This window comes from Streptomyces sp. NBC_01294 (genome assembly GCF_035917235.1).
In the GTDB taxonomy this organism is placed as follows: Bacteria; Actinomycetota; Actinomycetes; order Streptomycetales; family Streptomycetaceae; genus Streptomyces; species Streptomyces caledonius.
Genome location: NZ_CP108423.1, coordinates 4,365,459 through 4,389,459, shown reverse-complemented (window position 1 = coordinate 4,389,459; position 24,001 = coordinate 4,365,459). Strand labels below are relative to the sequence as shown.

General features: G+C 72.0%; 27 protein-coding genes. 11 read left to right on the top strand and 16 right to left on the bottom strand.

The genetic code is table 11. The features are described from left to right. Positions 1 to 87: 87 nt before the first annotated feature. The 4 genes from cysS to OG534_RS19900 form a co-directional block, all read right to left on the bottom strand. Positions 88 to 1,488 (bottom strand): cysteine--tRNA ligase, encoded by a 1,401-nt coding sequence (gene cysS, locus OG534_RS19915; RefSeq protein WP_326589448.1) that lies wholly within the window; start codon positions 1,486 to 1,488, stop codon positions 88 to 90. Positions 1,489 to 1,582: 94 nt separating this feature from the next. Then, positions 1,583 to 2,104, bottom strand: a complete 522-nt coding sequence (ispF, locus tag OG534_RS19910; RefSeq protein ID WP_326589446.1) for a 2-C-methyl-D-erythritol 2,4-cyclodiphosphate synthase — start codon at positions 2,102 to 2,104, stop codon at positions 1,583 to 1,585. Beyond that, a complete protein-coding gene (gene ispD / locus OG534_RS19905) occupies positions 2,094 to 2,840 on the bottom strand; it encodes a 2-C-methyl-D-erythritol 4-phosphate cytidylyltransferase (protein ID WP_326589445.1) in 747 nt (248 codons plus the stop codon). Before ispD ends, ispF begins: the two co-directional genes overlap by 11 nt. Before the next feature lie 282 nt (positions 2,841 to 3,122). Next, the gene (locus OG534_RS19900) at positions 3,123 to 3,605 is read right to left on the bottom strand and encodes a CarD family transcriptional regulator (RefSeq protein WP_003953493.1); all 483 of its coding nucleotides are present in this window, start codon (positions 3,603 to 3,605) and stop codon (positions 3,123 to 3,125) included. A gap of 615 nt (positions 3,606 to 4,220) precedes the next feature. On the opposite strand from OG534_RS19900, the gene OG534_RS19895 reads away from it, so the two are divergent. Then, positions 4,221 to 4,910, top strand: coding sequence for a DUF461 domain-containing protein (locus OG534_RS19895; protein WP_326589444.1), 690 nt, complete (start codon positions 4,221 to 4,223; stop codon positions 4,908 to 4,910). A gap of 287 nt (positions 4,911 to 5,197) precedes the next feature. Here OG534_RS19895 and OG534_RS19885 read toward each other — a convergent pair whose 3' ends face one another. Continuing rightward, on the bottom strand, positions 5,198 to 5,878 hold the full coding sequence (locus OG534_RS19885) for a response regulator transcription factor (RefSeq protein ID WP_030387286.1): 681 nt from the start codon (positions 5,876 to 5,878) through the stop codon (positions 5,198 to 5,200). 41 nt (positions 5,879 to 5,919) lie between these two features. Next, complete coding sequence (locus OG534_RS19880) at positions 5,920 to 7,119, bottom strand: sensor histidine kinase (protein ID WP_326589442.1); 1,200 nt, start codon at positions 7,117 to 7,119, stop codon at positions 5,920 to 5,922. A 217-nt stretch (positions 7,120 to 7,336) separates the two neighbouring features. On the opposite strand from OG534_RS19880, the gene phoU reads away from it, so the two are divergent. Continuing rightward, a complete protein-coding gene (phoU, locus tag OG534_RS19875; protein WP_326589441.1) occupies positions 7,337 to 8,014 on the top strand; it encodes a phosphate signaling complex protein PhoU in 678 nt (225 codons plus the stop codon). A gap of 116 nt (positions 8,015 to 8,130) precedes the next feature. After that, a complete protein-coding gene (locus tag OG534_RS19870) occupies positions 8,131 to 8,280 on the top strand; it encodes a hypothetical protein (RefSeq protein WP_199920847.1) in 150 nt (49 codons plus the stop codon). A 439-nt stretch (positions 8,281 to 8,719) separates the two neighbouring features. Here OG534_RS19870 and OG534_RS19865 read toward each other — a convergent pair whose 3' ends face one another. Both OG534_RS19865 and OG534_RS19860 read right to left on the bottom strand, forming a co-directional pair. Further along, a complete protein-coding gene (locus tag OG534_RS19865; RefSeq protein WP_326589438.1) occupies positions 8,720 to 9,298 on the bottom strand; it encodes a hypothetical protein in 579 nt (192 codons plus the stop codon). 121 nt (positions 9,299 to 9,419) lie between these two features. Next, positions 9,420 to 10,049 (bottom strand): class I SAM-dependent methyltransferase, encoded by a 630-nt coding sequence (locus OG534_RS19860; RefSeq protein ID WP_326589436.1) that lies wholly within the window; start codon positions 10,047 to 10,049, stop codon positions 9,420 to 9,422. A gap of 112 nt (positions 10,050 to 10,161) precedes the next feature. On the opposite strand from OG534_RS19860, the gene OG534_RS19855 reads away from it, so the two are divergent. Together OG534_RS19855 and OG534_RS19850 are read left to right on the top strand one after the other, a co-directional pair. Further along, the gene (locus OG534_RS19855) at positions 10,162 to 10,557 is read left to right on the top strand and encodes a hypothetical protein (protein ID WP_326589434.1); all 396 of its coding nucleotides are present in this window, start codon (positions 10,162 to 10,164) and stop codon (positions 10,555 to 10,557) included. Between the two features lie 147 nt (positions 10,558 to 10,704). Then, on the top strand, positions 10,705 to 11,307 hold the full coding sequence (locus OG534_RS19850; protein WP_326589432.1) for a barstar family protein: 603 nt from the start codon (positions 10,705 to 10,707) through the stop codon (positions 11,305 to 11,307). 104 nt (positions 11,308 to 11,411) lie between these two features. Here the strand turns inward: OG534_RS19850 and OG534_RS19845 are convergent, their stop codons facing one another. Then, a complete protein-coding gene (locus tag OG534_RS19845) occupies positions 11,412 to 12,173 on the bottom strand; it encodes a phosphoglyceromutase (RefSeq protein ID WP_109780007.1) in 762 nt (253 codons plus the stop codon). 153 nt (positions 12,174 to 12,326) lie between these two features. On the opposite strand from OG534_RS19845, the gene OG534_RS19840 reads away from it, so the two are divergent. Continuing rightward, positions 12,327 to 13,673, top strand: coding sequence for an MDR family MFS transporter (locus OG534_RS19840; protein WP_326589430.1), 1,347 nt, complete (start codon positions 12,327 to 12,329; stop codon positions 13,671 to 13,673). An 88-nt stretch (positions 13,674 to 13,761) separates the two neighbouring features. Here OG534_RS19840 and OG534_RS19835 read toward each other — a convergent pair whose 3' ends face one another. Further along, positions 13,762 to 14,247, bottom strand: coding sequence for a YbjN domain-containing protein (locus tag OG534_RS19835; protein WP_326589429.1), 486 nt, complete (start codon positions 14,245 to 14,247; stop codon positions 13,762 to 13,764). After that, the gene (gene mshA, locus OG534_RS19830; RefSeq protein WP_326589427.1) at positions 14,240 to 15,622 is read right to left on the bottom strand and encodes a D-inositol-3-phosphate glycosyltransferase; all 1,383 of its coding nucleotides are present in this window, start codon (positions 15,620 to 15,622) and stop codon (positions 14,240 to 14,242) included. The genes OG534_RS19835 and mshA overlap by 8 nt, the downstream gene beginning before the upstream one ends. 265 nt (positions 15,623 to 15,887) lie before the next feature. On the opposite strand from mshA, the gene OG534_RS19825 reads away from it, so the two are divergent. The 3 genes from OG534_RS19825 (at position 15,888) to OG534_RS19815 (ending at position 19,795) form a co-directional block, all read left to right on the top strand. Further along, positions 15,888 to 16,709 (top strand): class I SAM-dependent methyltransferase, encoded by an 822-nt coding sequence (locus tag OG534_RS19825; protein WP_326589426.1) that lies wholly within the window; start codon positions 15,888 to 15,890, stop codon positions 16,707 to 16,709. Between the two features lie 209 nt (positions 16,710 to 16,918). Beyond that, on the top strand, positions 16,919 to 18,031 hold the full coding sequence (locus tag OG534_RS19820) for a C40 family peptidase (protein WP_326589424.1): 1,113 nt from the start codon (positions 16,919 to 16,921) through the stop codon (positions 18,029 to 18,031). A 387-nt stretch (positions 18,032 to 18,418) separates the two neighbouring features. Further along, complete coding sequence (locus tag OG534_RS19815) at positions 18,419 to 19,795, top strand: PP2C family protein-serine/threonine phosphatase (protein WP_326589423.1); 1,377 nt, start codon at positions 18,419 to 18,421, stop codon at positions 19,793 to 19,795. Positions 19,796 to 19,962: 167 nt separating this feature from the next. On the opposite strand, the gene OG534_RS19810 is transcribed toward OG534_RS19815, so the two are convergent. The 3 genes from OG534_RS19810 to OG534_RS19800 all read right to left on the bottom strand — a co-directional run bounded on the left by OG534_RS19810 (position 19,963) and on the right by OG534_RS19800 (position 21,386). Further along, positions 19,963 to 20,307, bottom strand: coding sequence for a DUF2516 family protein (locus OG534_RS19810; protein ID WP_326589422.1), 345 nt, complete (start codon positions 20,305 to 20,307; stop codon positions 19,963 to 19,965). A gap of 141 nt (positions 20,308 to 20,448) precedes the next feature. Next, positions 20,449 to 20,979 carry a hypothetical protein gene (locus tag OG534_RS19805; RefSeq protein ID WP_326589421.1) on the bottom strand — a complete coding sequence of 177 codons (531 nt, stop codon included), beginning with the start codon at positions 20,977 to 20,979 and terminating at the stop codon, positions 20,449 to 20,451. Between the two features lie 23 nt (positions 20,980 to 21,002). Next, complete coding sequence (locus OG534_RS19800) at positions 21,003 to 21,386, bottom strand: helix-turn-helix domain-containing protein (protein WP_326589420.1); 384 nt, start codon at positions 21,384 to 21,386, stop codon at positions 21,003 to 21,005. Positions 21,387 to 21,613: 227 nt separating this feature from the next. Between OG534_RS19800 and OG534_RS19795 the strand changes: the two genes are divergently transcribed. After that, positions 21,614 to 22,123, top strand: coding sequence for an NUDIX domain-containing protein (locus OG534_RS19795; RefSeq protein ID WP_442807111.1), 510 nt, complete (start codon positions 21,614 to 21,616; stop codon positions 22,121 to 22,123). A gap of 157 nt (positions 22,124 to 22,280) precedes the next feature. Here OG534_RS19795 and OG534_RS19790 read toward each other — a convergent pair whose 3' ends face one another. Beyond that, on the bottom strand, positions 22,281 to 22,628 hold the full coding sequence (locus tag OG534_RS19790) for a DoxX family protein (protein WP_326589419.1): 348 nt from the start codon (positions 22,626 to 22,628) through the stop codon (positions 22,281 to 22,283). Positions 22,629 to 22,866: 238 nt separating this feature from the next. On the opposite strand from OG534_RS19790, the gene OG534_RS19785 reads away from it, so the two are divergent. Next, positions 22,867 to 23,187: a deoxyxylulose-5-phosphate synthase gene (locus tag OG534_RS19785; RefSeq protein ID WP_326589418.1), complete on the top strand. Its 321-nt coding sequence runs from the start codon at positions 22,867 to 22,869 to the stop codon at positions 23,185 to 23,187. Positions 23,188 to 23,228: 41 nt separating this feature from the next. Here the strand turns inward: OG534_RS19785 and OG534_RS19780 are convergent, their stop codons facing one another. Beyond that, positions 23,229 to 23,999, bottom strand: a complete 771-nt coding sequence (locus OG534_RS19780) for a putative protein N(5)-glutamine methyltransferase (protein WP_326593712.1) — start codon at positions 23,997 to 23,999, stop codon at positions 23,229 to 23,231. Between the last annotated feature and the right edge of the window lie 2 nt (positions 24,000 to 24,001).

Sequence of the window (24,001 nt, the reverse complement as noted above, 5' to 3'; positions counted from 1 at the left end):
CCTGTTTTCGTTGATGCTGCGATATGTACGTATGAAGAGTGTGCCGCCCGGGACGCCGGGCAGCACACCAAGCTCAGCTGCCTGGGCTCAGCGGGGGCCGAGCGTCCAGCGCGGACCCGTCGGGCTGTCCTCGATGACCAGCCCGGACTGCTGGAGCTGGTCGCGGATGGCGTCGGCGGTCGCCCAGTCCTTGCGGGCCCGGGCGGACTCGCGCTGTTCCAGGACGAGTCGCACGAGGGTGTCGACGGCGCCGTGGAGGTCTTCGCCCCGGTCCGCCTCGCCGGCCCAGTGGGGGTCGAGCGGGTCCAGGCCGAGGACGGCCAGCATGGCCCGCACCTCGGACAGGCGCGCGATGGCCTCGTCCTTGTCGTCGGCGGCGAGCGCGCTGTTGCCCTGGCGGACGGTGGTGTGGACGATGGCGAGCGCCTGCGGGACGCCCAGGTCGTCGTCCATGGCCTCGGCGAAGGCGGGCGGCACCTCGGCCGCGGCCTCGACGGGGCCGCCGGCCTTCTCGATGACGCGCTGGTAGAAGCCCTCGATCCGGGCGAAGGCCGACTCGGCCTCGCGCAGGGCCTCCTCGCTGTACTCGATCATCGACCGGTAGTGCGGGGTGCCGAGGTAGTAGCGCAGGACGATCGGGCGCCACTGCTTGACCATCTCGGAGACGAGGACCGAGTTGCCCAGCGACTTGGACATCTTCTCGCCGGACATGGTGACCCAGGCGTTGTGGACCCAGTAGTTCGCGAACGCGTCGCCGAAGGCCTTGGCCTGGGCGATCTCGTTCTCGTGGTGCGGGAAGATCAGGTCGAGCCCGCCGCCGTGGATGTCGAAGGCCTCGCCGAGGTACTTGTGCGCCATCGCGGAGCATTCGAGGTGCCAGCCGGGGCGGCCGCGGCCCCAGGGGGTCTCCCAGGAGGGCTCGCCGGGCTTGACGGACTTCCACATGGCGAAGTCGCGGGCGTCGCGCTTGCCGGTCTCGCCGATGCTCTCCGGCTGGCGGATGTTGTCGAGCTCCTGGCGGGACAGCGAGAGGTAGCCGGGGAACGACTTCACGTCGAAGTAGACGTTGCCCTCGGACTCGTAGGCGTGGCCGCGCTCGATGAGGCCGCGCATCATCTCGACCATCTCGGTGACGTGGCCGGTGGCACGGGGCTCGTAGGTGGGCGGGAGGCAGCCGAGGGCGCTGTAGCCGTCGTTGAAGGCGCGCTCGTTCTCGTAGCCGATGGACCACCACGGGCGGCGCTGCTCGGCGGACTTCGCGATGATCTTGTCGTCGATGTCCGTGACGTTGCGGATGAAGGTGACGTCGTACCCGCGGTACTCGAACCAGCGGCGCATCATGTCGAAGTTGAGGCCCGACCGGATGTGCCCGATGTGCGGGGCGGCCTGCACGGTGGCACCGCAGAGGTAGATCGAGACACAGCCCGCGGTGAGCGGGGTGAAGTCGCGGATCTGCCGGGCGCTGGTGTCGTACAGGCGAATAGTCACGGCATCCAGGGTAGTGCGCCTGTAGCAGTGCCCCGCGACCCTTTGGGCACGCGGGGCGGCTTTGTTGTCGAAGATGTGCCGTCGCTACGGGTATTCAGGTCCGGTTCGTCCGGTACACGAGGGCTGTGGCGATCGCGGCGAGCCCTTCGGCCCGGCCGGTGAGGCCCAGTCCGTCGGTGGTGGTGCCGGACACGGAGACGGGGGCGCCCGCGGCGGCCGCGAGCGCCTTCTGTGCCTCTTCGCGCCGCTTGCCGATCTTCGGACGTACGCCGATCACCTGGATGGCGATGTTGCCGATCTCGAAGCCCTCGGCGCGGACGATGCGGGCGGCCTCCGCCAGGAGGGTGACGCCGGCGGCGCCGGACCACTCGGGGCGGGAGGTGCCGAAGTGCGCGCCGAGGTCGCCGACGCCGGCGGCGGAGAAGAGGGCGTCGCAGGCGGCGTGCGCGGCGACGTCGCCGTCGGAGTGCCCGGCGAGGCCGTCCTCGCCCTCCCACAGCAGGCCGGCGCACCACAGCTCGCGGCCGGTCTCGAAGGCGTGCACGTCGGTGCCGATGCCGACGAGCGGGATCAGCGGGGCCTGCGACGGCTCCGGACTCTGCGGACTAGAACCCATCGGTGGCCCTCCTGCGGGCGAGTACGGCCTCTGCGAGGACCAGGTCGAGCGGGCGGGTGACCTTGAAGGCCTCTTCGTGGCCCGGGATCACCAGGACGGGGACACCGAGCCGTTCCACCATTCCGGCGTCGTCGGTGGCTCCCTCGCCGTCGACGGCGATCGCGGCGTGGGCGCGCAGGAGGGTGGCGAGGTCGAAGCCCTGCGGGGTCTGCACGGCGCGCAGCCGGGCCCGTTCGGGCGTGGCGACGACCTGCTCGGGCTCGCCGGGCTTGCCGGGCTCGACCTCCTTGACGGTGTCGGCCAGGGGCAGCGCGGGCACCACGGCGCCGGCTCCGTCGCGTACGGCCTCGACGACGGCGTCCACCGTGTCCACGGGGACCAGCGGGCGGGCCGCGTCGTGGATGAGCACGGAGGTGACGTCCTGCGGCAGCGCGTCCAGGCCGGCGCGTACGGACTCCTGGCGGGTCTCCCCGCCGGGGACGACCAGGACCTCGGTGCGCTCGGGCAGTGCGTGCTCGCCCAGCAGGAGCCGCACTTCGGCGGCTTCGGCGGGCGGGGCGACGACGACCACGAGCGAGACCGCGCGGGAGCGGGCCATCGCGCGGACGGCGTGGACGAGCATGGGGGTGCCGCCGAGGGCCCGCAGGGCCTTGGGGGCGCCGGGGCCGAGGCGTACCCCGCGGCCGGCGGCCGGGATCACCGCGGCGGTCCGGTGGGGGCGCGTTACGTCAGACATCAGTAGCTCCGAGCCAGGTTTGTGACTTCGGCCGACATGGGTATGGCCTGAGGGGTGCCGGGTGCGACGCCCTCGCCCCTTCCGTGACGACCGGTCGAGCAGGCTGCCCGGGCCCGGCACACCATGGGGAGGGTGCCAGTGACGTAGTGACCGCAAAGGTACGGACAAGGGTACGGATACAGACATGCCGCAGCGCCCGGCAACAGGTCCCTCGTGGAGGAGAGACCTTGTCATCGGGCACCGCGGCAAGCTGTGCACGCAAATGGTGCACGGGGCCTCGCGTCAGGACGCGAGCACCTCGTCGAGGAGGGCCTCGGCCTTGTCCTCGTTCGTGTTTTCAGCGAGCGCGAGCTCGCTCACCAAGATCTGGCGCGCCTTCGCGAGCATGCGCTTCTCACCCGCGGAAAGCCCGCGCTCACGCTCACGACGCCACAGGTCACGCACCACTTCGGCGACCTTGATGACATCGCCAGAAGCGAGCTTCTCCAGATTTGCCTTGTAGCGCCGGGACCAGTTCGTCGGCTCTTCTGCATACGGTGCACGAAGCACCTCGAAGACCCGGTCCAGCCCGTCCTGGCCGACTACGTCGCGAACGCCGACGAACTCCGCATTGTCCGCAGGCACACGAACCGTCAGGTCGCCCTGGGCGACCTTGAGCACCAAGTAGGTCTTGTCCACGCCTTTGATCTGACGAGTCTCAATGGCCTCGATCAGCGCGGCCCCGTGATGGGGATAGACCACGGTGTCGCCAACCTTGAACGTCATGTGACAGGTACCCCTTCCGTGGCTATCCAGGGTAACACGAGAACTGACTGTTATGAATGGCGTTTTCGCAGGTCAGGGCACATCTCGGGGCTTGACAACAGCGACAGGAACGTGCTGCGGAGGGCTTCCGGAAGGGGGTATTCGCAGGTCGGGGGCGCTGCACGGACCAGGCGAAAGGGCCACGCTACACCTGCCCGGCACCCCCACCAGAGTGACGTACGTCCCGTTTTGCCGGTTTCGGAGTCGGGAAACCGAACTACTCCGTCCGACTGGCGGCCGCCCCCACGGAGCGGGTTCCGGCCCAATCCCCGAATTGATCACGAAGTGCCGTTCGAGGGAATCCGGAAATTGATCAACGGGCGTCCGGCGCACGATATGCGAGCGGCACATGATCGGCGAGGTGAACACCGCGAGGGACGCCGAGGTGAACGGCGAGCGGAATGCAAGATCGCGGGACGCCCTCAGGGTGGTGGCCCGGCTGCGGAGGGTCGGGTGCGGGGGCGGGGCGGCGGCTCGGTAACCTAAGCGCGCTGACACACCCTTAGAGCGGCTTCACCTCGGCCGTTCCGAGCGCCCACCCTCCCCATTCCGTTCGTCCAAGGAGTTGCCGCCGCCGTGAGCCGCAGCCTTCGACGCGGCGCCCTCGCCGCCTCTGCCGTCGTGTTCTCGATCGCCTCGCTGGCCGCGTGCGCTGCGGGCAACGACGCGCAGACCCTCCAGATCAAGCCGGACAACGCCGCCGCCGCCAAGGGCGACATCGAGGTCCAGAACGCACTGGTGATCACCCAGGGCCAGAAGGGCGAGAAGGGCCCCGCGGTCGTCTCGGCGACGGTCTTCAACAACGGCACCAAGGCGGAGACGCTGGACGCCATCACCCTCCCGGGTGGCAAGGGCAAGGTCGCGCTGAAGCCCGCCGAAGGCGCCGGCAAGATCACCGTGCCGGCCCTCGGCTACGTGGTGATCGGCGGCAAGGGCAACGCCTCCGCCGTGATCGAGGACGGCTCCGCGGCCGCCAGGGACGGCGAAGTGCAGGACGTCGTCTTCCAGCTGAGCAGCACGGGCGGCGTCGAGCTGCAGGCCTTCGTGGTCCCGAACACCGGCGCCTGGGCGCCGTTCGGCCCGACCGCGGCCCCGGCCGCCGGCCCCGCCGCCTCCGGCAGCCCCTCGGGCACGCCGTCCGGCTCCCCGTCCGGCTCCCCGTCGGGCGCGGCCACCGGGTCCCCCTCGGGCAGCCCGTCCGGGTCCCCCTCGGGCAGCACCGCCGGCAAGCCGTCGGGCTCTCCGTCGCACGGCGCGGGCCACTGACGCAGCCGCCGGCGCAGCGCCGACGCGTACGCATACGGGAAGGGCCCCCATCCGCACCAGCGGCTGGGGGCCCTTCCCGTATGCGTACGCGGGGACGTCCTTCGGTTTACGGCTCGAACTTGTAGCCGAGGCCGCGCACCGTGACCAGGTAGCGCGGCGCGCCCGGGTCCGGCTCGAGCCCCGTCCCACGTGCGCCCCTCGCACGGTCAGGCCCCGGGGGGCCTCACCGGCTTCGGCGCGCTGTGCCGGCCTCCGGCCGACCGTGGTGCCGCGGGAACGTCTTCGGTTTACGGCTCGAACTTGTAGCCGAGGCCGCGCACCGTGACCAGGTAGCGCGGCGCGCCCGGGTCCGGCTCGATCTTGGCGCGCAGGCGCTTGACGTGGACGTCCAGCGTCTTGGTGTCGCCGACGTAGTCCGCGCCCCAGACCCGGTCGATCAGCTGCATGCGGGTCAGTACGCGTCCCGCGTTGCGCAGCAGCATCTCCAGCAGGTCGAACTCCTTCAGCGGGAGGTCCACCTTGCCGCCGGCGACGGTGACCACGTGGCGGTCGACGTCCATCCGGACGGGACCCGCCTCCAGGGCCGCCGGAGTGACCTCCTCCGGCTCGCCGCGGCGGCGCAGGACCGCGCGGATGCGGGCGACCAGCTCGCGCGAGGAGAAGGGCTTGGTGACGTAGTCGTCTGCTCCTATCTCCAGCCCGACGACCTTGTCGATCTCGCTGTCCTTGGCGGTCACCATGATCACGGGAACGTTGGAACGGCCGCGCAGCTGCCGGCACACCTCGGTACCGGGCAGGCCGGGAAGCATCAGGTCGAGGAGGACGAGGTCGGCGCCGTTGCGCTCGAACTCGTCCAGCCCGTCGGGCCCGGTCGCGGCGATGGCGACCTCGAAGCCCTCTTTGCGGAGCATGTAGGACAGGGCGTCGCTGAAGGATTCCTCATCCTCGACGACGAGCACTCGGGTCACGGAAGGACCTCCGGGGCAGGAATGGCTGGAGCGGTTCTGGTTCAGGCAGGGGTCGGGTGGGTGCGGGGGGCCGTCGCCGGGGCCGGCGCGGCTGCTTCGGGGAGTCGCAGGGTGAACGTGGAACCCTGGCCCTCCGAGCTCCATACCGACACCTCCCCGCCGTGCGAGGCCGCCACGTGCTTCACGATCGCAAGGCCGAGGCCCGTTCCTCCCGTGGCACGGGAGCGGGCCGGGTCCACGCGGTAGAAGCGCTCGAAGATGCGCTCGCGGTCCTTTTCCGGGATGCCGATGCCCTGGTCGGTCACGGCGATCTCGATCAAGTCTCCCCCAGGTGCCGTCACCCTGCGCCCGGCTATGCCGACGCGGGTACGGGCGGGGCTGTAGTTGACGGCGTTCTCGACCAGGTTTCCGAGAGCGGCCGCGAGCTGTCCGCGGTTGCCCCAGACGCGCAGGTCAGCGGTGCCGCCCGAGGCCATGGTGATCTGCTTCGAGGACGCCGTGTGGCGGCATCGGTCGAGGGCCTCGGCGACCAGCGTGTCCACGCGTACGGGCTCGGCGTCCTCCAGCGGGTCGTCGTTCTGTACCCGGGAGAGGTCGATGAGCTCCTGCACGAGGTTGATCAGCCGGGTCGACTCGATCTGCATGCGGCCGGCGAAGCGGCTGACCGCCTCGGGGTCGTCCGCGGCGTCCATGACGGCCTCGGACAGCAGGGAGATCGCCCCGACCGGGGTCTTCAGCTCGTGCGACACGTTGGCCACGAAGTCTCGGCGTACGGCCTCGATGCGGCGCGCCTCGGTGAGGTCCTCGACCAGGAGGAGCACCAGGCGGGAGCCGAGCGGGGCGACGCGCGCCGAGACGGCGAGGGCCTCGCCGCGGCCGGTGCCGCGCCGGGGCAGGTCCAGCTCGACCTGGCGTATCTCCCCGTCGCGACGGGTGTCGCGGGCCATGTGCAGCATGGGTTCGACGGCGAGTTTGCCGCCGCGGACCAGGCCGAGGGCGTACGCCGCCGAGCTGGCCTTGACCACCGCGTCTCCCTCGTCCAGTACGACGGCGGAGGAGCGCAGCACGGAGAGGACGGTGTCCACGCCGGGCGGGAGCACCGCATTGATGTCGGGGCGCATGGAGCTCCGGGTGGGGCGGGCTTGGTCGCGCTCGCTCCAGCGGAACGCCAGCATTGCGATGACGCCGGTGCAAAGACCGGCGATCGCTGCAGCTGCGGCGACCGCCGCGTTCACGTCCATGGATCCAGGTTAAGCAGGCCCGACAACACTTCCACAGCCGTTCGGGTGGCACCTCGAACAGTCGTCGCCCAGAGTTCACCCTGGCGACGGGGTTGATTCACTTGTGGTGCCGGAGTCGGACGCGTTTGCGGCTCACCGTGTCAACGTGGGGCCGATGGCCGCCCCGGCCCGCCCCCGGGCAGTACCGCAGTAGTAGGTCGAGAGAGGGACACGAGACATGCGCGACGCGTACCACGAGGAACTGGACTCGATCGGAGAGAGCCTGGTCGAGATGGCCCGGCTCGTCGGTTCCGCGATCGGGCGGGCCACGACGTCCATGCTCGACGCCGACCTGAAGCTCGCCGAGAGCGTCATCGCCGCCGACCAGAAGGTCGACGACCTGCAGCACGACCTGGAGGCCCGCGCCATCGCCCTGCTGGCCCGCCAGCAGCCGGTCGCCACCGACCTGCGCATCGTCGTGACCTCGCTGCGGATGAGCGCCGACCTGGAGCGCAGCGGCGACCTGGCCCAGCACGTGGCGAAGCTCGCCCGGCTGCGCTTCCCGGACACGGCCGTGCCGCGGGACCTGCACGCCACCATCCTGGAGATGGGTCAGCTGGCGCAGCGCCTGATGGCGAAGGCCGCCGAGGTCATCATCACGAAGGACGTCGACCTCGCCCTCCAGCTGGAGACGGACGACGACGAGATGGACCAGCTGCACCGCACGCTGTTCCAGCACCTGATGGATGACCGCTGGAAGCACGGCATCGAGACGGCCGTGGACGTGACGCTGCTGGGCCGCTACTACGAGCGCTTCGCCGACCACGCGGTGTCGGTGGCCAAGCGCGTGGTCTACCTGGTGACGGGTGAGCACGCGGACGACCTCCAGCAGCCGACCCAGGTCGAGGGCGTCTGACAGCCGGGGGGCGCCGAGCCCCAATGCGCCGTTGACGCGCCGGTGCCGCTGGGCATGAATGAGGCAGAGGGCGGTCCGACGTACGAAGTCCCGTATGCCGCCTACGAGGAGGAACCATGCCCGATTCCCCCGTCCCCATCACCCCGGAGCAGGAGCAGCCGTCGCGGCCGGAGCCGCTGCGGCTCCCGCTGCTCGCGGCCTGCGGCTGCGGCTCCGGCTGCGGCTGCGGCTGCCAGTCCGGCGCCCCCTGCCAGTGCGGCGGCTGACGGCCGCCGTCACCGGCCCTGCGCACGTGAGAGGCCCCCTGCCCGCGGGAGATCCGCGCAGGCAGGGGGCCCTTCACGGTCCGGGGACTTTCAAGGTCCGGGGACTTTCACAGTCCGGGACCCTTCACGGTCCGGGACCCTTCACAGTCCGGGACCCTTCACAGTCCGGGACCCTTCACGGTCCGGGACCCCCTTCACAGTCCGGGCCCCTCCACAGTCCGGGGCCCTCCACAGTCCGGCCTACCAGAACACGACGAGGTAGCCCGGACCGCCCGGAAGACCGGGGAATCCGTCGGCGCCCGGAGTGAGGCCGCCGGGGCCGCCGATCACGCCGTCACCGCCGGCGCCGCTGTTCGGCGGGGTCGGCGCGACGATGCCGTCGACCGCGCCGCCCCCTCCCTGCCCGCGGCGCCGCCCGCACCGTTCTCACCCGTGCGGTTCACCGCGTCGAGGCTGTTACACAGGGCGGTCCCTCCGCTGCCGCCCGTACCCGGTACGCCGACCGTGGTGGTGCCCCGCCACCGCCGCCGCCCCCGATACCGCCGCCCGCGACGAGCTGGACGCCGTTGGGGGAGGCCAGGGTCGTCGAGCTGCCGGATCCGGCGGTGCCGCCGGTGGTTCCGGGGTTGTCGACGGCGGGGCCGCCGGTCCCGGGGGTGCCCGGGGTTCCGCCGGTGCCCACGTCGACCGTGTAGATCTGGCCGGGCTGGACCCTGAGGACGCACCAGGTGAACCCGCCGGCGCCGCCGCCACTGCTTCCTCCGGGGCCGTTCCCCTCACCGGCGGCGGCTCCGCCTCCTCCTCCGCCGCCTCCGCCGCCGCCCCAGGCCTGGACGTGCACCGAGGTGACGCCCGCGGGAGGCGTGAAGGACCCGTCCGCGGCGAACTCCCGCAGGCCGTGGATCACGGTGGGCGCCACGGGCGGCTTCGGCTTCGGCTTCGGCTTCGGCCCGCCGCCCCCGCCGCCGTACGCCTGGGCGGAGACGGCCGGGGTGAGCAGCTGGCCGGAGAACGCCATCACCGCGGCGAGGGAGGCGAGGAGCGCTACTTGGCCCGCGCAGGTGAGGAGTTGGGCCGGGCGGGCGACCGCACACGTCCGCCTGCCGCGGGCGGCCCAGACGGGACTTTGACGACACGGCCTAAGGGCGGCGGGCCAGCACGTGGGCGTCGAGGAAGCCCCGCTCGGAGGCCGGATCGTGGAGCAGCCGGGCGAACGGGACGAGCCCGGCCCCGGCCAGCAGCTCGGCGAACCGATCCGCCGGCCAGCTGTAGGCGGGCGACACCTTGTGGTCGAAGCGGACCGGCTCCGGTCCGTCGGTCGCGAAGAACGAGACCAGGAGCAGGCCTCCCGGCGCCAGGACGCGCACCTGCTCGGCGAGCAGCGCGGGCAGGTGCCCGGGCGGGGTGTGGATCATCGAGTAGTGGGCCAGTACGCCGCCGAGCGCGCGGTCCTCGACCGGCAGGGCCTCCATCCGCGCCTCCTCGAACCGCAGCGCCGGATGGGCCCGCCGGGCGTGGTCGACCATGCCCGGCGAGAGGTCGACCCCGAAGGCGTCCAGCCCGAGCTCGTTCAGCATGGCCGTCAGATGCCCGGGCCCGCACCCGACGTCGGCTGCCCGCAGGTTCCCCGTCCCGCGCACCAGCTCGGCGAAGGTGGCGACCATGGCCCGCGAGAACGGATGCGTCTCCAGCCGATCGGCGAACATCGAGGCGTACAGCTCGACGACCCCGTCGTAGGCCGCCCTGGTCTCGGCCTGATGCTCCACCACGGGATGGAAGCTAACATCCGCGCCCGTTCGCAGCGGCTCATGACCGCGAGACGGGCCCACGGCCGAGTACGGTATCTTGAACGCGTTCAAGTCATCGGGCCGGGGGCGGATCATGCAGGCTGCTGCGCGAGACAGCGTTCATCCATGGCAGTTCGGCCTCGTGGTGCTCGCCGCGGTCACCCCCCTGGTCCCGCTGATCGCGTGGTCGGGCCAGGGCTACTTCACTCTCACTCCGGCCCTCGTGACCGCCGGGGTGGTTGCCATCCCGCTGCTGCTGCACGCCCGGCCGTCGGGCTTCGGGTGGTCCATCGGACTCGTCTCGGCCCTGGTGCTGCCGTGGTCCTTCGTCGGCGCCATGGCCGGGATGTTCCTCTTCATCCCTTCGGTGCTACAACTCCTGCTGGCCGCAGGGGCGGACCCGCGCCAACGGCCGACAGCGGCCAAGCTGATGGCCGGCGCCGGCCTCCTGCTGTCGGCGACCGTGCTGGCGCTCTTCCTGAGCGAATGAACGGCCCCGGTCCTCTGCGGCCGCGATGCACGTGACGAAAGACGAGACCACCGGCCCGTGGACCGACGTCGCCCGAGGCCGGTGCCGGCCTGCCGACGGCGACCGGGGGTCCCGGAAATCCGGCCGGGTGGGGTGCGAACATGCCGCATGAGCAGCTTCCTCCCCACCCTCACCGAACGCCGGTCGCCCTGGGTCACCTTCACCTCCTCGGCCGACCCCTGGGTGGCCGCGGCCGAGGCCGAGCTGCGGGCCGGGGGCGGAATCGTCCTGCGCCTGGACGGCGAGGAGCTGCACGAGAAGGGCTGTCTGTACCGGGCGTTCGCCCGTGAACTGGGGTTCCCCGGATACTTCGGGCACAACTGGGACGCCATGGTGGACTGTCTCGGCGACTGGCACGGGCCCGGGCACGGCAAGCAGGACATCGCGGTGCTGATCGACGGCGCGGACCCGCTGCTGGGCGCGGAGTTCCTCGGCGATCTCGTGTGGACCCTGTGCACGGGCGCCTGGCGGGCCAACTTCATGGTCGACTCCGACGGTGAGCCCCACTCGTACGGCTCACCCTTCGCCCTCCACTTCGTCTTCCTGCTCGACCGCGTCGCACCCGCCGACTTCGCCGAGGCCGCCGTCAACGACGAGGACGTGGCCGCAGCCGTGGTGGACGGGCGGCTGGTACTCACCCTGACCGCTGAGGACACGTGGGGCGGTGACCCCGTCTGGCCTCCGGCCGGATACGGCTCCCGCACGGCCTGAGCGGATGCGGTGCCCGCGCTGAGGGCCCCAGTGGGCCCGGCCCGGAGCAGACGAAAGCCCCTGACCTGCGTCATGTGTGCAGGTCAGGGGCTTGATCGTGCTGCTTACTTCTTCTTGCCCTGGTTCTTGACGGCCTCGATGGCGGCCGCGGCAGCGTCCGGGTCGAGGTAGGTGCCGCCCGGGTTCAGGGGCTTGAAGTCGGCGTCCAGCTCGTAGACGAGCGGGATGCCGGTCGGGATGTTCAGGCCCGTGATGTCGGCGTCGGAGATGCCGTCGAGGTGCTTGACCAGGCCGCGCAGGGAGTTGCCGTGGGCGGCGACCAGGACCGTGCGGCCGGCCAGCAGGTCCGGGACGATGCCGTCGTACCAGTACGGCAGCATGCGCTCGACGACGTCCTTGAGGCACTCGGTGCGCGGACGCAGCTCGTTCGGGATCGAGGCGTAGCGCGGGTCCTCGGACTGCGAGAACTCCGTACCGTCCTCGAGGACCGGCGGCGGGGTGTCGTACGAGCGGCGCCACAGCATGAACTGCTCCTCGCCGAACTCGGCGAGGGTCTGCGCCTTGTCCTTGCCCTGGAGCGCACCGTAGTGGCGCTCGTTCAGGCGCCAGGAGCGGTGCACCGGGATCCAGTGGCGGTCCGCGGCCTCGAGCGCGAGCTGCGCGGTGCGGATGGCGCGCTTCTGGAGGGAGGTGTGCAGAACGTCGGGCAGCAGGCCGGCGTCCTTCAGCAGCTCACCGCCGCGGACCGCCTCCTTCTCGCCCTTCTCGGTGAGGTTGACGTCCACCCAGCCGGTGAACAGGTTCTTCGCGTTCCAGTCGCTCTCGCCGTGGCGGAGGAGGATCAGCTTGTACGGTGCGTCGGCCATGCGGACGAGCCTAATGGACGCGCGGGCGCGCTCGCGCGCGGTGCCGGGTCCGGCCCGATTGACGGCGCGCGTCAATCGAGTGGCGCCGGAGAGCGCCCCGATCGTAATGTGCATCGCGCCAGAGTGATGCTTACACCGCCGGGGGGATCCCTTATGTCCGCTGCCAGTCTGAGACGGGCCGCCCGGGAGAGCGTCTCGGGTCTGCCCCGCGCGTTCTGGTGGCTCTGGACGAGCACGCTGGTGAACCGGCTCGGGGCCTTCGTCGCCACGTTCATGACCTTGTACCTGACCCTGGAGCGCGGCTATTCGGCCTCCTTCGCGGGGCTCGTGGTCGCCCTCCACGGGCTCGGCGGGGTGATCTCCTCGCTCGTCGCGGGCGTGATGACCGACCGGCTGGGGCGGCGGCCCACCCTGCTGGCGGCCCAGGCGTCGACGGCATTCTCGGTGGCGCTGCTGGGCTTCATGGAGCATCCGGCGGCGATCGCGGCGGTCGCGCTGCTGGTCGGCATGACCTCGAACGCGTCGCGCCCCGCGGTCGCGGCGATGATGGCGGACATCGTCCGCCCGGAGGACCGCGTACGGGCCTTCGCGCTCAACTACTGGGCCATCAACCTGGGCTTCGGCGTCAGCGCGATGGCGGCGGGGCTGATCGCGGAGTACAGCTACCTGGCGGGCTTCCTCGGCGAGGCGGCGCTGACGCTGACCTGCGCGGTGCTGGTGTTCGTCAAGCTGCCCGAGTCGAGGCCCGGGCCGCTGCCCGGGTCGCGGCCCGGGTCCCGGCAGGCGGGCGCGCCGGCTGCGACGGGCAAGGGCGCGGCGGCGGGGACGGGGGCCGAGCCGGCGATCGGGCTCGGGACCGTGCTGCGGGACGGGCACTTCATGGGCGTGGTCGGGCTGTCGTTCCTGATCTCGCTGATCTTCACGCAGGGATCGGTCGGCCTGCCGGTCGCGATGGGCGCCGCCGGCTTCTCGCCGGGGGACTACGGGCTGGTCATCGCCGTCAACGGCCTGCTGATCGTGCTGCTGCAGATCCCGGTCACGGCGTTCATCGAGCACCGCGACCCGCAGAAGCTGCTGGTGGTCTCCGCGCTGCTGGCGGGGTACGGCTTCGCGCTGACGGCCTTCGCCGGGTCGCTGTGGGCGTACGCGCTGACGGTGTGCGTGTGGACGCTGGCCGAGATCGTGAACTCGCCAACCCAGATGGGCCTGGTCGCGCGGCTCTCGCCGGTGCACGGGCGCGGGCGCTACCAGGGGATGTACTCGATGTCCTGGGCGGTGGCCTCACTGGTGGCGCCGCTGATGGCGGGCTTCGTGATCGACCGGTACGGGGCGGCCTGGCTGTGGGGGGCCACCGGGGTGCTCGGCACGGTGGCGGGGGCCGGCTACTGGCTGCTGATGCGGACGCTTCCCGAGGGTGGCGTGGTCGAGGTGGCCGAGGCCGCGGACGGCGGCGCTTCCGCACCGGTGGCCAAGCCGCTGCCGGCCGCCGCCGAGGGGTGACCAGCGGCCGGTGGCGAACCTGCGGCGCCGTTGCGGGGGCGCCGCCCCCGGACCCCCGCGCCTCAAACGCCGGCGGGGCTGGACCCGGCTACGACGGCTGCGTCAGGTGCTTGAAGGCGTCGAGGTTGAAGGTCGGCTCGCCGCGGGAGACGCGCCATTCGTACTCGCGGCGGATCGCGCTCGCGAAGCCCAGTTCCAGCAGGGTGTTGAAGGAGCCGTCCGCCGCCTCCAGGACCGTGCCGAGGAGCCGGTCCAGCTCCTCCGGGCTGACGACCGACAGCGGGAGCCTGGCCGTCAGGTAGATGTCACCGAGGCGGTCCACCGCGTACGCCATGCCGAACAGCTTGAGGTTGCGCTCCAGCAGCCAGCGGTGGACGCCCGCCTCGTTCTCGTCGGGGTGCCGGATCACGAAGGCGTTGACCGACAGCGAATGCCGGCCGACCCGGAGCGAGCAGGTGGTGCTGAGCTTGCGGCTGCCGGGGAGCTGGACGACGTAGGAGCCCGGCTCGGGGCTCTCCCAGCTCAGCTCGGCGCCGGTGAGCGCGCTTTCGATGATCTCGGCGGTGTCAGCCATGGTGGGAGCGTACGCGACGGCGGTGATCGTGCATGGCTGCCGTGTAGACGTCGGCCGTGCCGCTCGCCGCGGTGTCCCAGCCGAAGAACTGCGCGTGCCGCGCCGCCTCGGCCCCCATCCGGTCCGCGAGCCCGGTGTCGTCGACGAAGCGCCGCAGCTGCCGCGCGTAGTCCGCCGGGTCGTGCCCGGGTACGAGGATCCCCGTGGTCCCGTCGTTGACGGCGACGGGCAGCCCGCCGACCTCGGCGGCCAGCACCGGCGTGCCGGCGGCCTGGGCCTCGATCGCGACGAGCCCGAAGGACTCGCTGTACGAGGGCATGACCAGCACGGACGCCGCCCGGAACCAGTCGGCGAGCCCGTCCTGCGCGACCGGCGGGTGGAAGTGCACGAGGTCGGCGATGCCGAGCGTCGCGGCGAGCTTCTGCAGGCCCTCCGGCTTGGCCAGGCCGCTGCCGCTGGGGCCGCCGACGACGGGGACGAACAGGCGCCGGCGCAGCGAGGGGTCCTGGTCGACGAGGACCGCGACGGCGCGCAGCAGGATGTCGGGGGCCTTCAGCGGCTGGATCCGCCCGGCGAACAGCGGGATGACGGCGTCGGCCGGCAGGCCGAGGCGGGCGCGGGCGGCGGCGCGGCCGTCGCCGACCGTGAAGCGTTCGAGGTTCACGCCGGGGTGGACGACGGCCACCTTGGCGGGGTCCGCGTCGTAGTGCCGGACGAGCTCGTCGGCCTCCTCGGCGGTGTTCGCGATGAGCCGGTCGGCGGCGGCGACGATCTGGGTCTCGCCGATGACGCGGGCGGCGGGCTCGGGCGTGTCGCCCTCGGCCAGCGACGCGTTCTTGACCTTGGCCATGGTGTGCATGGCGTGGACGAGCGGCACGCCCCAGCGTTCGGCGGCGAGCCAGCCCACGTGGCCGGAGAGCCAGTAGTGGGAGTGGACGAGGTCGTAGTAGCCGGGCCGGTGGCCGGCCCAGGCCTGCATCACGCCGTGGGTGAAGGCGCACAGCTGGGCCGGGAGCTCCTCCTTGGCGAGGCCTTCGTAGGGGCCCGCGTCCACGTGCCGTACGAGGACCCCGGGGGCCAGCTCGACCACGGGCGGCAGCCCGCCGGTGGTGGCCCGGGTAAAGATCTCGACCTCGATGTTGATGGCCGCGAGCCGCTTGGCCAGCTCCACGATGTAGACGTTCATCCCGCCCGCGTCGCCGGTGCCGGGCTGGTGCAGCGGTGAGGTGTGCACGCTGAGCATGGCGACGCGGCGCGGCTTGCGGTGGTGGCCGACGGCCGGCAGACGCAGCCGGGGCGGCTCGTGGCGGGCGGCACGGGCGGCGGCGCGGCGGCTGCTGAGACTGCCGCCGAGGCGGGACACGTACTGGCTCAAGGGAGCAGTTCCTCTCGGCTAGGACGGCGCGCACAACGCTCGGACGTCATGACGGACGACATGACGCACGACATGACGCACGACATGACGGACGGCATGACGGACGGCATCACGGCGGGGGCGCGGGAGGCGCCCTGCAAGGAGTGCAACCCGGATGGCCGTCCCCCGCATTCCGGGGTCTCCGGTTTTCCTGCAGGTTTCCTCGTATTTCTCGGGCCGCCACCGGATTTTCCCCGTGCGCGTGCCCTCCGCTTACCCTCGGCTCATGGCTTCCCGCAGTACCCCGTCCCCCAGCCGCGCCCCCGGCCGCCCTGTGGGCTCGGTGACCCGCGGGACGACCAATCCGAACCGGTTGCGCCGGATGGACCGCTGGATCGCCGCCACGCACGGGGCCGTACTGCGGCGCGCGGAGGCGCCGGTCGCGGTGGACCTCGGCTACGGGGCCGCGCCCTGGACGGCGGTCGAGCTGCTGGCGCGGCTGCGGGAGGCGGCGCCGCGGGTACGGGTGGTCGGCATCGAGATCGAGCCCGCGCGGGTCGCGGGCGCGAAGCCGTACGAACGCGACGGGCTGAGCTTCCGGCACGGCGGCTTCGAGGTGCCGCTGGAGGGCGGGGTCCGGCCGACGCTGATCCGCGCGGCGAACGTGCTGCGCCAGTACGACGAGGAGCAGGTCGCGGCGGTCTGGGCGCGGCTGTGCTCGCGGCTGGCCCCGGACGGGCTGCTCGTGGAGGGGACCTGCGACGAGATCGGGCGGCGGCACGTGTGGGTGGCGCTGGGGCCGGAGGGACCGCGCACGGTGACGTTCGCGACCCGGCTGGGCTCCCTGGAGCGCCCTTCGGACCTGGCGGAGCGGCTGCCGAAGGCGCTGATCCACCGGAACGTGCCGGGCGAGCCGGTGCACGCGTTCCTGCGCGACTTCGACCGGGCGTGGGCGGCGGCGGCTCCGTACGCCTCGTACGGGGCGCGGCAGCGCTGGATCCGCGCGGCGCGGGCCCTGTCCGGCGATTGGCCGCTGGCGGACGGGCCGGGGCGGTGGCGGCAGGGGGAACTGACGCTGCGCTGGGAGGCGTTGCGCCCGGTGGGGTGAACGGGTGCGGCGGGGAACCGGTGGCTGCGGCGGCCCGTTGAATCGTGAGGGGCGGGCCGTGGGCCTCCGTTGGGGCGGACAAGATCCGAATGCCATCCACAAGGGTGTCGGAATTCACCGACTCGTGGCACCATCCCCGATGGCAGTGGGAAGTTACTGATGAATAGTCAGATCTGATACGGGGTCTGGCTCGGGTGCCTGGGGGGACCATGGGGGCCGTAAGGCGACGACGAGGCGCAAGCTCGCTCGTACTGTTGTGCGCGATGGCGATACTGACGGCGCCGGGCCTCGCGACGGGCATGGCGCACGCGGCTCCGGCAGCACCGGCGGTTCCGGCAGCACCCGCCGCGCCCGCGGCTCCGGCCGCGCCGCTGCCCGAACCGGGGGCCAAGTCCCTGGAGCAGGTCCGCAAGGACATCGAGGAGCTCTACCGGCAGGCGGGCACCGCCACGGACGCCTACAACCTCGCCGAGGCCGAGACCAAGGCCCAGTCGGAGAAGATCGTCGAGATCGCCAACCTCGTCGTCGCCGGCAAGGAGCGGATCGCCACGCTGAAGAGCCGCGCGGGCGCCGCCGCCCGTGCCCAGTACCGCGCGGGCGGGATGCCGGCGGGCGCGCGGCTGGCGCTGAGCGACGATCCGAACGAGTTCCTCGACGGGGCGGGCCGGCTGCGCCAGGGCGAGAAGGCCACTTCGGGCCTGATCTCCGAACTGGACCGCACCCAGGCCGACTTGCAGCGCTACGCCGAGGAGGCGGGCGAGCGCTGGAAGACGCTGGAGGCCAACCGGGTCAAGCAGGAGGAGTCCAAGAAGCAGATCGAGGAGAAGATCAAGACGGCGGAGGGGCTGGAGAGCAAGCTGGAGGCCGAGGAGAAGGCCCGGCTGATCCAGCTGGAGCAGGAAGCCCAGTACAAGGCGCAGACGGCGTGGCTGTCGACGGGCGCGATGAAGGACGTCAACGGCAAGGCGACGGACGCGGGCAAGCGGGCCGTGCACTTCGCCACCGCGCAGATCGGCAAGCCGTACATCTGGGGCGCCGAGGGGCCTGACTCGTTCGACTGCTCCGGGCTGACCTCGCAGGCCTGGCTGGCGGCCGGCCGGGGCATCCCGCGCACCTCGCAGGAGCAGCTGCGGCTGCTGCCGAAGGTCGCGGTCAAGGACATGCGTCCGGGCGACCTGATCATCTACTTCGACGACGCGAGCCACGTCGGGATGTACGTCGGCGACGGCGCGATGGTCCACGCCCCGCGGCCCGGACGCAACGTGACGATGGCGGGCGCGGGCTCGATGCCGATCAAGGCGGTGGTCCGCCCCGACGCGTAGCCCCTGCGGGGTTGCTCGGCAGGACGGGGCGCGGCCCCACCACCCTCGGGCTCCGCCCCGGACCCCGCGCCTCAAGCGCCGGCGAGGCTTGATCATCCAGCCCGTCCGGCGTTTGAGGGCCGAGGTCCGGGGCGGAGCCACTGTTCTTTCGGGCCCGGCGGCATTCCAGGTGCGCGCAGGCAACCGGGCGGGCGCCCCGGACGTCTCGCCAGGCGGGACGGAACGCGGCCCCGCCGTGACCTTTGTCATCAGTGAGGCCGATTTTCCCCCGCGATAACGGCATATGACGGAGGCCCCGTCCCGGAACGGCATTCCGTTCGCCGGGCCGGGACCGCTAGGGTCTGCCGGACGAGCGCACCCTCGGGGGGAGGGAAGGAACCGGAGACGATGCCCGTACCCGTACCGCGGCAGAGGGACACCCCGGCCACGGAGAGCGGTCAGGCCGTTCTGCAGACCGCCGCCCCGGCCGCAGTCGCCGTCGGCGCCCTGCAGGCGACCCCTCAGTCGACCCCTCACCCCACCGCCCAGGCCGCCCCGCACGCGACCCCGCTGACCCTCCTGGTCATCGAGGACGACCCCGCCGGCGGCCTCACCGTCCCCGAGATCCTCGACACCGACGGCCACCGCATCCGGCTCCGCACCGCCCGCAACCTCACCGAGGCCGAGCGGCTGCTCACGCCCGACGTGAACTGCATCCTCCTCGACCTGGCCCTCCCGGACACCGGCGCCCGTACGCCGGGAGCCGCGACCGTGACCGGCGCCGCGACCACTGCCGCGGCCACCGCCACGGACCGGCTGGCCGTCCTGCGCCAGGTGCTGCGCATCGCCCCGCGCCACGCCGTCCTCGTCCTCACCGGCGAGGACGACGTCGAGCGCGCCGCCGAGGCCGTCCGGGTCGGCGCCCAGGACTACCTCTTCCGGGACGAGCTGGACGGCCGCCTGCTGAGCCGCGCCATCCGCTACGCCGTGGAGAGAAAGCGGGCGGACATCGCCCAGTACAAACTTGCAGAATCGAAACTGCGCGCCCAGGAGAACGCCCGCCTGGAACGCGGCCTGCTCCCCACGCCGCTCCTGGAAGGCTCCGACCTCCGCTTCGCCGCCCGCTACCGCCCCGGCCGCAGCCGCGCCCTCCTCGGCGGTGACTTCTACGACACCGTGCGCACCCCCGACGGCACCGTCCACGCGATGATCGGCGACGTCTGCGGCCACGGCCCCGACGAGGCCGCCCTCGGCGTCGAGCTCCGCATCGCCTGGCGCGCCCTGACCCTGGCCGGCCTGTGCGGTGACGACCTGCTGGCCACCCTCCAGGAGGTGCTGGAGGTGGAGCGCCCCTGCGAGGAGATCTTCGCGACGCTGTGCACCGTCGACATCGCCCCGGACGGCCGCCGCGCGGGCCTGTGCCTGGCCGGCCATCCGGCCCCGCTGATCTCCCGGCCGGGCCGCCCCGCGCGGCTCCTCCCGTACGAGAACAGCGGCCCGGCCCTGGGCCTGCTGCCGCGGGCCCGCTGGCCGCGCCGCCAGGTCGAGCTCGGCGGCAGCTGGAGCCTGATGATGTACACCGACGGCCTGATCGAGGGCAGGATCGGCGAGGGCAAGGAGCGGCTGGGCCAGGACGGCATGGTGGAGATGATCAACCGCCACCTGGACCGCGGGCTGAGCGGCGAGGGCCTGCTGGAGGCCGCCGTGACGGAGGCCCGCCGCCTCAACGGAGGCGAGCTCACCGACGACGTGGCCGTGGTCCTGCTCTCCCGCGCCGAGGGCTGAGCCCCGGACGGAAGCCGGCAGCCGGGAACGAGGAACCGGGAACGGGACTGGGCCGGGGACTGCGCCACGAGACCGTGAGTCGGCACGGGCGTACGGACGGGCCGGGGAATTGCCCGGGCCGAGTCAGGCGGGGTCGGGCCGGGCCGCCAGCAGACCGGTAGGTCGGGCTACCGCCCGCCGTTGTAGGGCCCGTACGGCCCGTCGCTGCTGCTGCCGCCGCGCCGGCCGCCACCGCCACCGCCCGAGACCTGCTTGAGCGCCGGGCGCACGTCGACGAAGAACACGATGGTCGCGACCAGGCCGGCGATCTGCAGGAACAGCATCGGCAGGAAGAAGTCCACGACCACGGTGATGCCGAGGATGACCAGCCAGAAGGTCTTGGTCTGCTTCTCGGCCGCCCGGTACGCGTCCTCCCGGGCCACCACCGCGAACGCCAAGGCCACGACCGCGAGCACGAGCATGGCGAGCCCGAGCAACGGGATCACCCCTCGATCGAACCCGTCCATCAACATCGCTTCGACCGCCTTCTCATGCTTCGCTTCGCACTTCCGATGCCGCCTGCCTCCACGCTACCGGCACAGGCGTCCCGATGAACCACAACGGGCCGGGCACCTGAAGGGTGCCCGGCCCGCCGTCGCTCATGCGGTCGCGGTTCAGCTCGCGTCGTCCGCCGTGGCCGGGGTCTTCTTGGCCGTGCTCTTGCGCGCGGTGGCCTTCTTGGCGACGGGCTTCTCCTCGTCGGCGCCCACGGCCGCCGACTCCGCCGCCGGCTCGGGCTCGACGACCACGGCGATGTCGACGATCTCCTCGGAGACCTCGCCGCGCCAGGCCCGCACGGCCTGCTCGCCGTGCTCGGCGACCTTGTCGTACGTCTCCTTGGCGCGCACCGCGTACTCCGCGGCCACACCGACACCGCGCAGCGCCAGGTCCTGGGCGGTCTCGCCGAGCTTCTTGGCGTCGATCGCGCCGAGCACCTCGGCGAACTTGGCGGAGACCGCCTCCTGCACGGCCTTCGGGTCCGTGTTCTTCACGGCCTCGATGCGCGCGGGGGCCTCGGCGCGCAGCTGGTCGATCAGGTCGGGAACCTTCTTGGCCTGCTGCACGGCGAGGTCGGCCGTGCCGGCGGCGAAGTAGAGGGGGGTCGGGTCGGTGAGGGTCTTCTTCAGGTCATCGGCGATGGCCATGTGCTGGTCCTCCCGGATCAACTTCAGTTCGTCTTCGACGGCATCTCGTCGGCGGGCGCGTCGAGCGCGTTCTCCTTGCGGAACGACTCGTAGATCTGGAGCAGCACCTGCTTCTGCCGCTCGTTTATGGACGGGTCGGCGAGGATGACGGCTCGCGTCTCCACCTCGTCCGGGTCCCGCTCATCCAGGATTCCGGCCTGCACGTACAGCGTCTCCGCGGAGATCCGCAGCGCCTTGGCCAGCTGCTGCAGGATGTCCGCGCTCGGCTTGCGCAGCCCACGCTCGATCTGGCTCAGGTACGGATTCGACACCCCCGCAGCCTCGGCCAACTGCCGCAGCGAAAGCTGGGCCTGCCGACGCTGCTCACGGAGGTACTCGCCGAGATTTCCGACGTTGAGCGATGCCATGCCGCGATCCTGCCGCACCCTGCTAACTTTTGCAAGCGAACTGCTTGCAACAGCTCCCGCTAGGGGTGAGCGGGATATCCGATGGCTGAGGGCGTCGCTGCGAGGGCAGACTCGGGCCTCATAGAGACGGTGATCGCTCAGCGGGTGGGTGAGCAGGTGCTCTCGGGACGCCCTCCGCGGGGCGCCGGGAAGCGGCGTTGTCGGTGGGCTCTGCCAGGGTGTGCGTCGTGGATGAACTGGTGGAGCGTGTCGACGATCAAGATCGTGTGCTGGGGGTAGTGGTCAGTCGCCGGCAGGCCGTCCGCGAGGGTTGGCTGCACCGGGTCGCTGTGACGGTGTGCCGTGATGAGCGTGGGCGGATCCTCGTCCACCGCCGGTCGGAGCTGTTGTGGCGCTTCCCCGGGCTCTACGAGGTCGTGGTCGGTGGTGCCGTGGATGTTGGTGAGTCCTATGAGCAGGCTGCTTCGCGGGAGCTGGCTGAAGAGCTGGGTATTCGTGTGCTGCCGCGCTTGCTGTTCACGTTCCTCAACCGCAGCGGTTTGAGCCCTCACTGGCTCGGCGTGCACGAAGTCGTAGTGTCGGATGTGGATGCCGTGGTCCCCGATCCCGATGAGGTCGCCTGGCACAGCTGGCTGACCGAGCTGGAGCTGCGGTCGGCCCTGCTGGAGTGGTGCTTCACCCCAGACAGTCACGAAGCCATCAGCCGGTATCTCACGTTCCGGACCGCGCAATCCTGACCTTGCCAGCCTTTGCTTGCTGGTGGCGACGATCTGCTGGATCGATGCCGCGGACCTGTGACGTCCGCCGCCGAGCTGCTGCGAGGAGGTCTGCGGTCAGCGCCCCTGGATGGCCCGTGCGCGGCGACGGGGGCGGCGGGGCGGTCTCGTGCCGGGCTCAGCCGCTGAAGCCCAGCGCCAGGGCGACGACCGCGGGGGCCGCGTAGATGACCGGGAACGCGACGTGGGCGTAGGACTTCGCGCGCAGCACCGTGATCACGGCACCGGTGAAGTACAGGGCGATCCCGATCGCCGCGGCGACGCCGATGGCCGGTACGAAGACACCGGCCACCAGGCCCGCAGCCCCGGCCGCCTTGGCGAGCCCGAGCCAGTTCCACCAGGCACGCGGAACCCCGTACTCCACCATCGGCTCCACGACCCACTTGGCCTTGAAGAAGACCGAGGCGGCCGAGAAACCGACCATGAACGCGCCGACCAGGGCGAAAACAACGGCGGTGGTGGACATGTGAGCTCCCCTCGGGCGGGCGCCGGTGCGGATGCGCTCCGGTCGGGTCTCCCGCCTGCTTCACTCCTCTGACCCGCCGCGGAACGCGGATGTGACAGCCGGAGGAGACTTTCGAAGAGATTCCTGAGGGAGATTCCTGAGGGAGGTTCCTGAGGAGGATTGCCTTCCGCCCGCGCGCCCGCGCCTCACCGCCGAAATTCCTTGGCGGTGCGGCGGTCGGCCAGCGGAGACTGGCCGCATGCCGCACCGTTCCGCCTACGTGTGCCTCTCCTGCCGGCTCTCCTTCAAGCACTCCGAGTACCGCGCGTACCAGTGCCCGCGGTGCCGCAGGACGCTGCTCCTCGCCGGGGACTCCTTCGAGGCGCCGCCGCGCCGGGACCGGGACGCCTGGCGGGTCGTCTCCGTACTGCTCCACGCCGGGCTCGGCTTCCGTCAGCGCTGCTGCGGATGCGGACCCGGGTACCGGCCGCGGACGCTGCGGGAGGTGCGCGAGGGCCTGGCGTACGCGCGGCGCCGCGGGGTGCCGGTCGCGCGGGCACTCGCCACGCCGTCGCCGTAGCCCCGGCGGGCGGGGCCCGGCGGGCGGCCCCGGCGCGGCGCTCAGGCCGTGCCGATCACCACCGTCGCGTACAGCTCCTCCGAGGTGACCGCCCGGGCCGCGAGGCCCGCCGAGGTCAGGGCGGAGGCCGTCGACGGGGACTGGCGGGCGCTCGTCTCGATCAGCAGGTGACCCCCCGGCGCCAGCCAGGGCAGGGCGCCCGCCGCGACCCTGCGGTGGATGTCCAGGCCGTCGGCGCCGCCGTCCAGGGAGACCAGCGGCTCGTGGTCCCGCGCCTCCGACGGCATGAGGCCGATCTCCTCCGTCGGCACGTACGGGGCGTTGACCACCAGCAGGTTCACCCGGCCCCGCAGCGACGACGGGAGCGCACCGTACAGGTCGCCCTCCCACACCCGGCCGCCGTACGGGACCACGTTGCGCCGCGCGTACGCCAGCGCCGCCGGGTCGATGTCCGCCACGTGCAGCTCCACCCCGCCCGGGAGCCGCGCCGCCACCGCCGCGCCCAGCGCGCCGACACCGCAGCACAGGTCCAGCACCACCGCGCCGGGCCGGGCCAGCGCCACCGCCTCCTGCACCAGGAACTCGGTGCGCCGACGCGGTACGAACGCCCCCGCGCCGACCTCCACGCGCAGCCCGCAGAACTCCGCCCAGCCCACCACGTGCTCCAGCGGCTCGCCGCCCACCCGGCGGGCCAGCAGCGCCGCCAGGTGGGCACCGTCCCGGGCCGCCCCGGTCAGGAGCTCCGCCTCCTCCTCCGCGAAGACGCAGCCGGCCGCGCGCAGCGATTCCACAAGTGACGTCAAATACCTCAGTC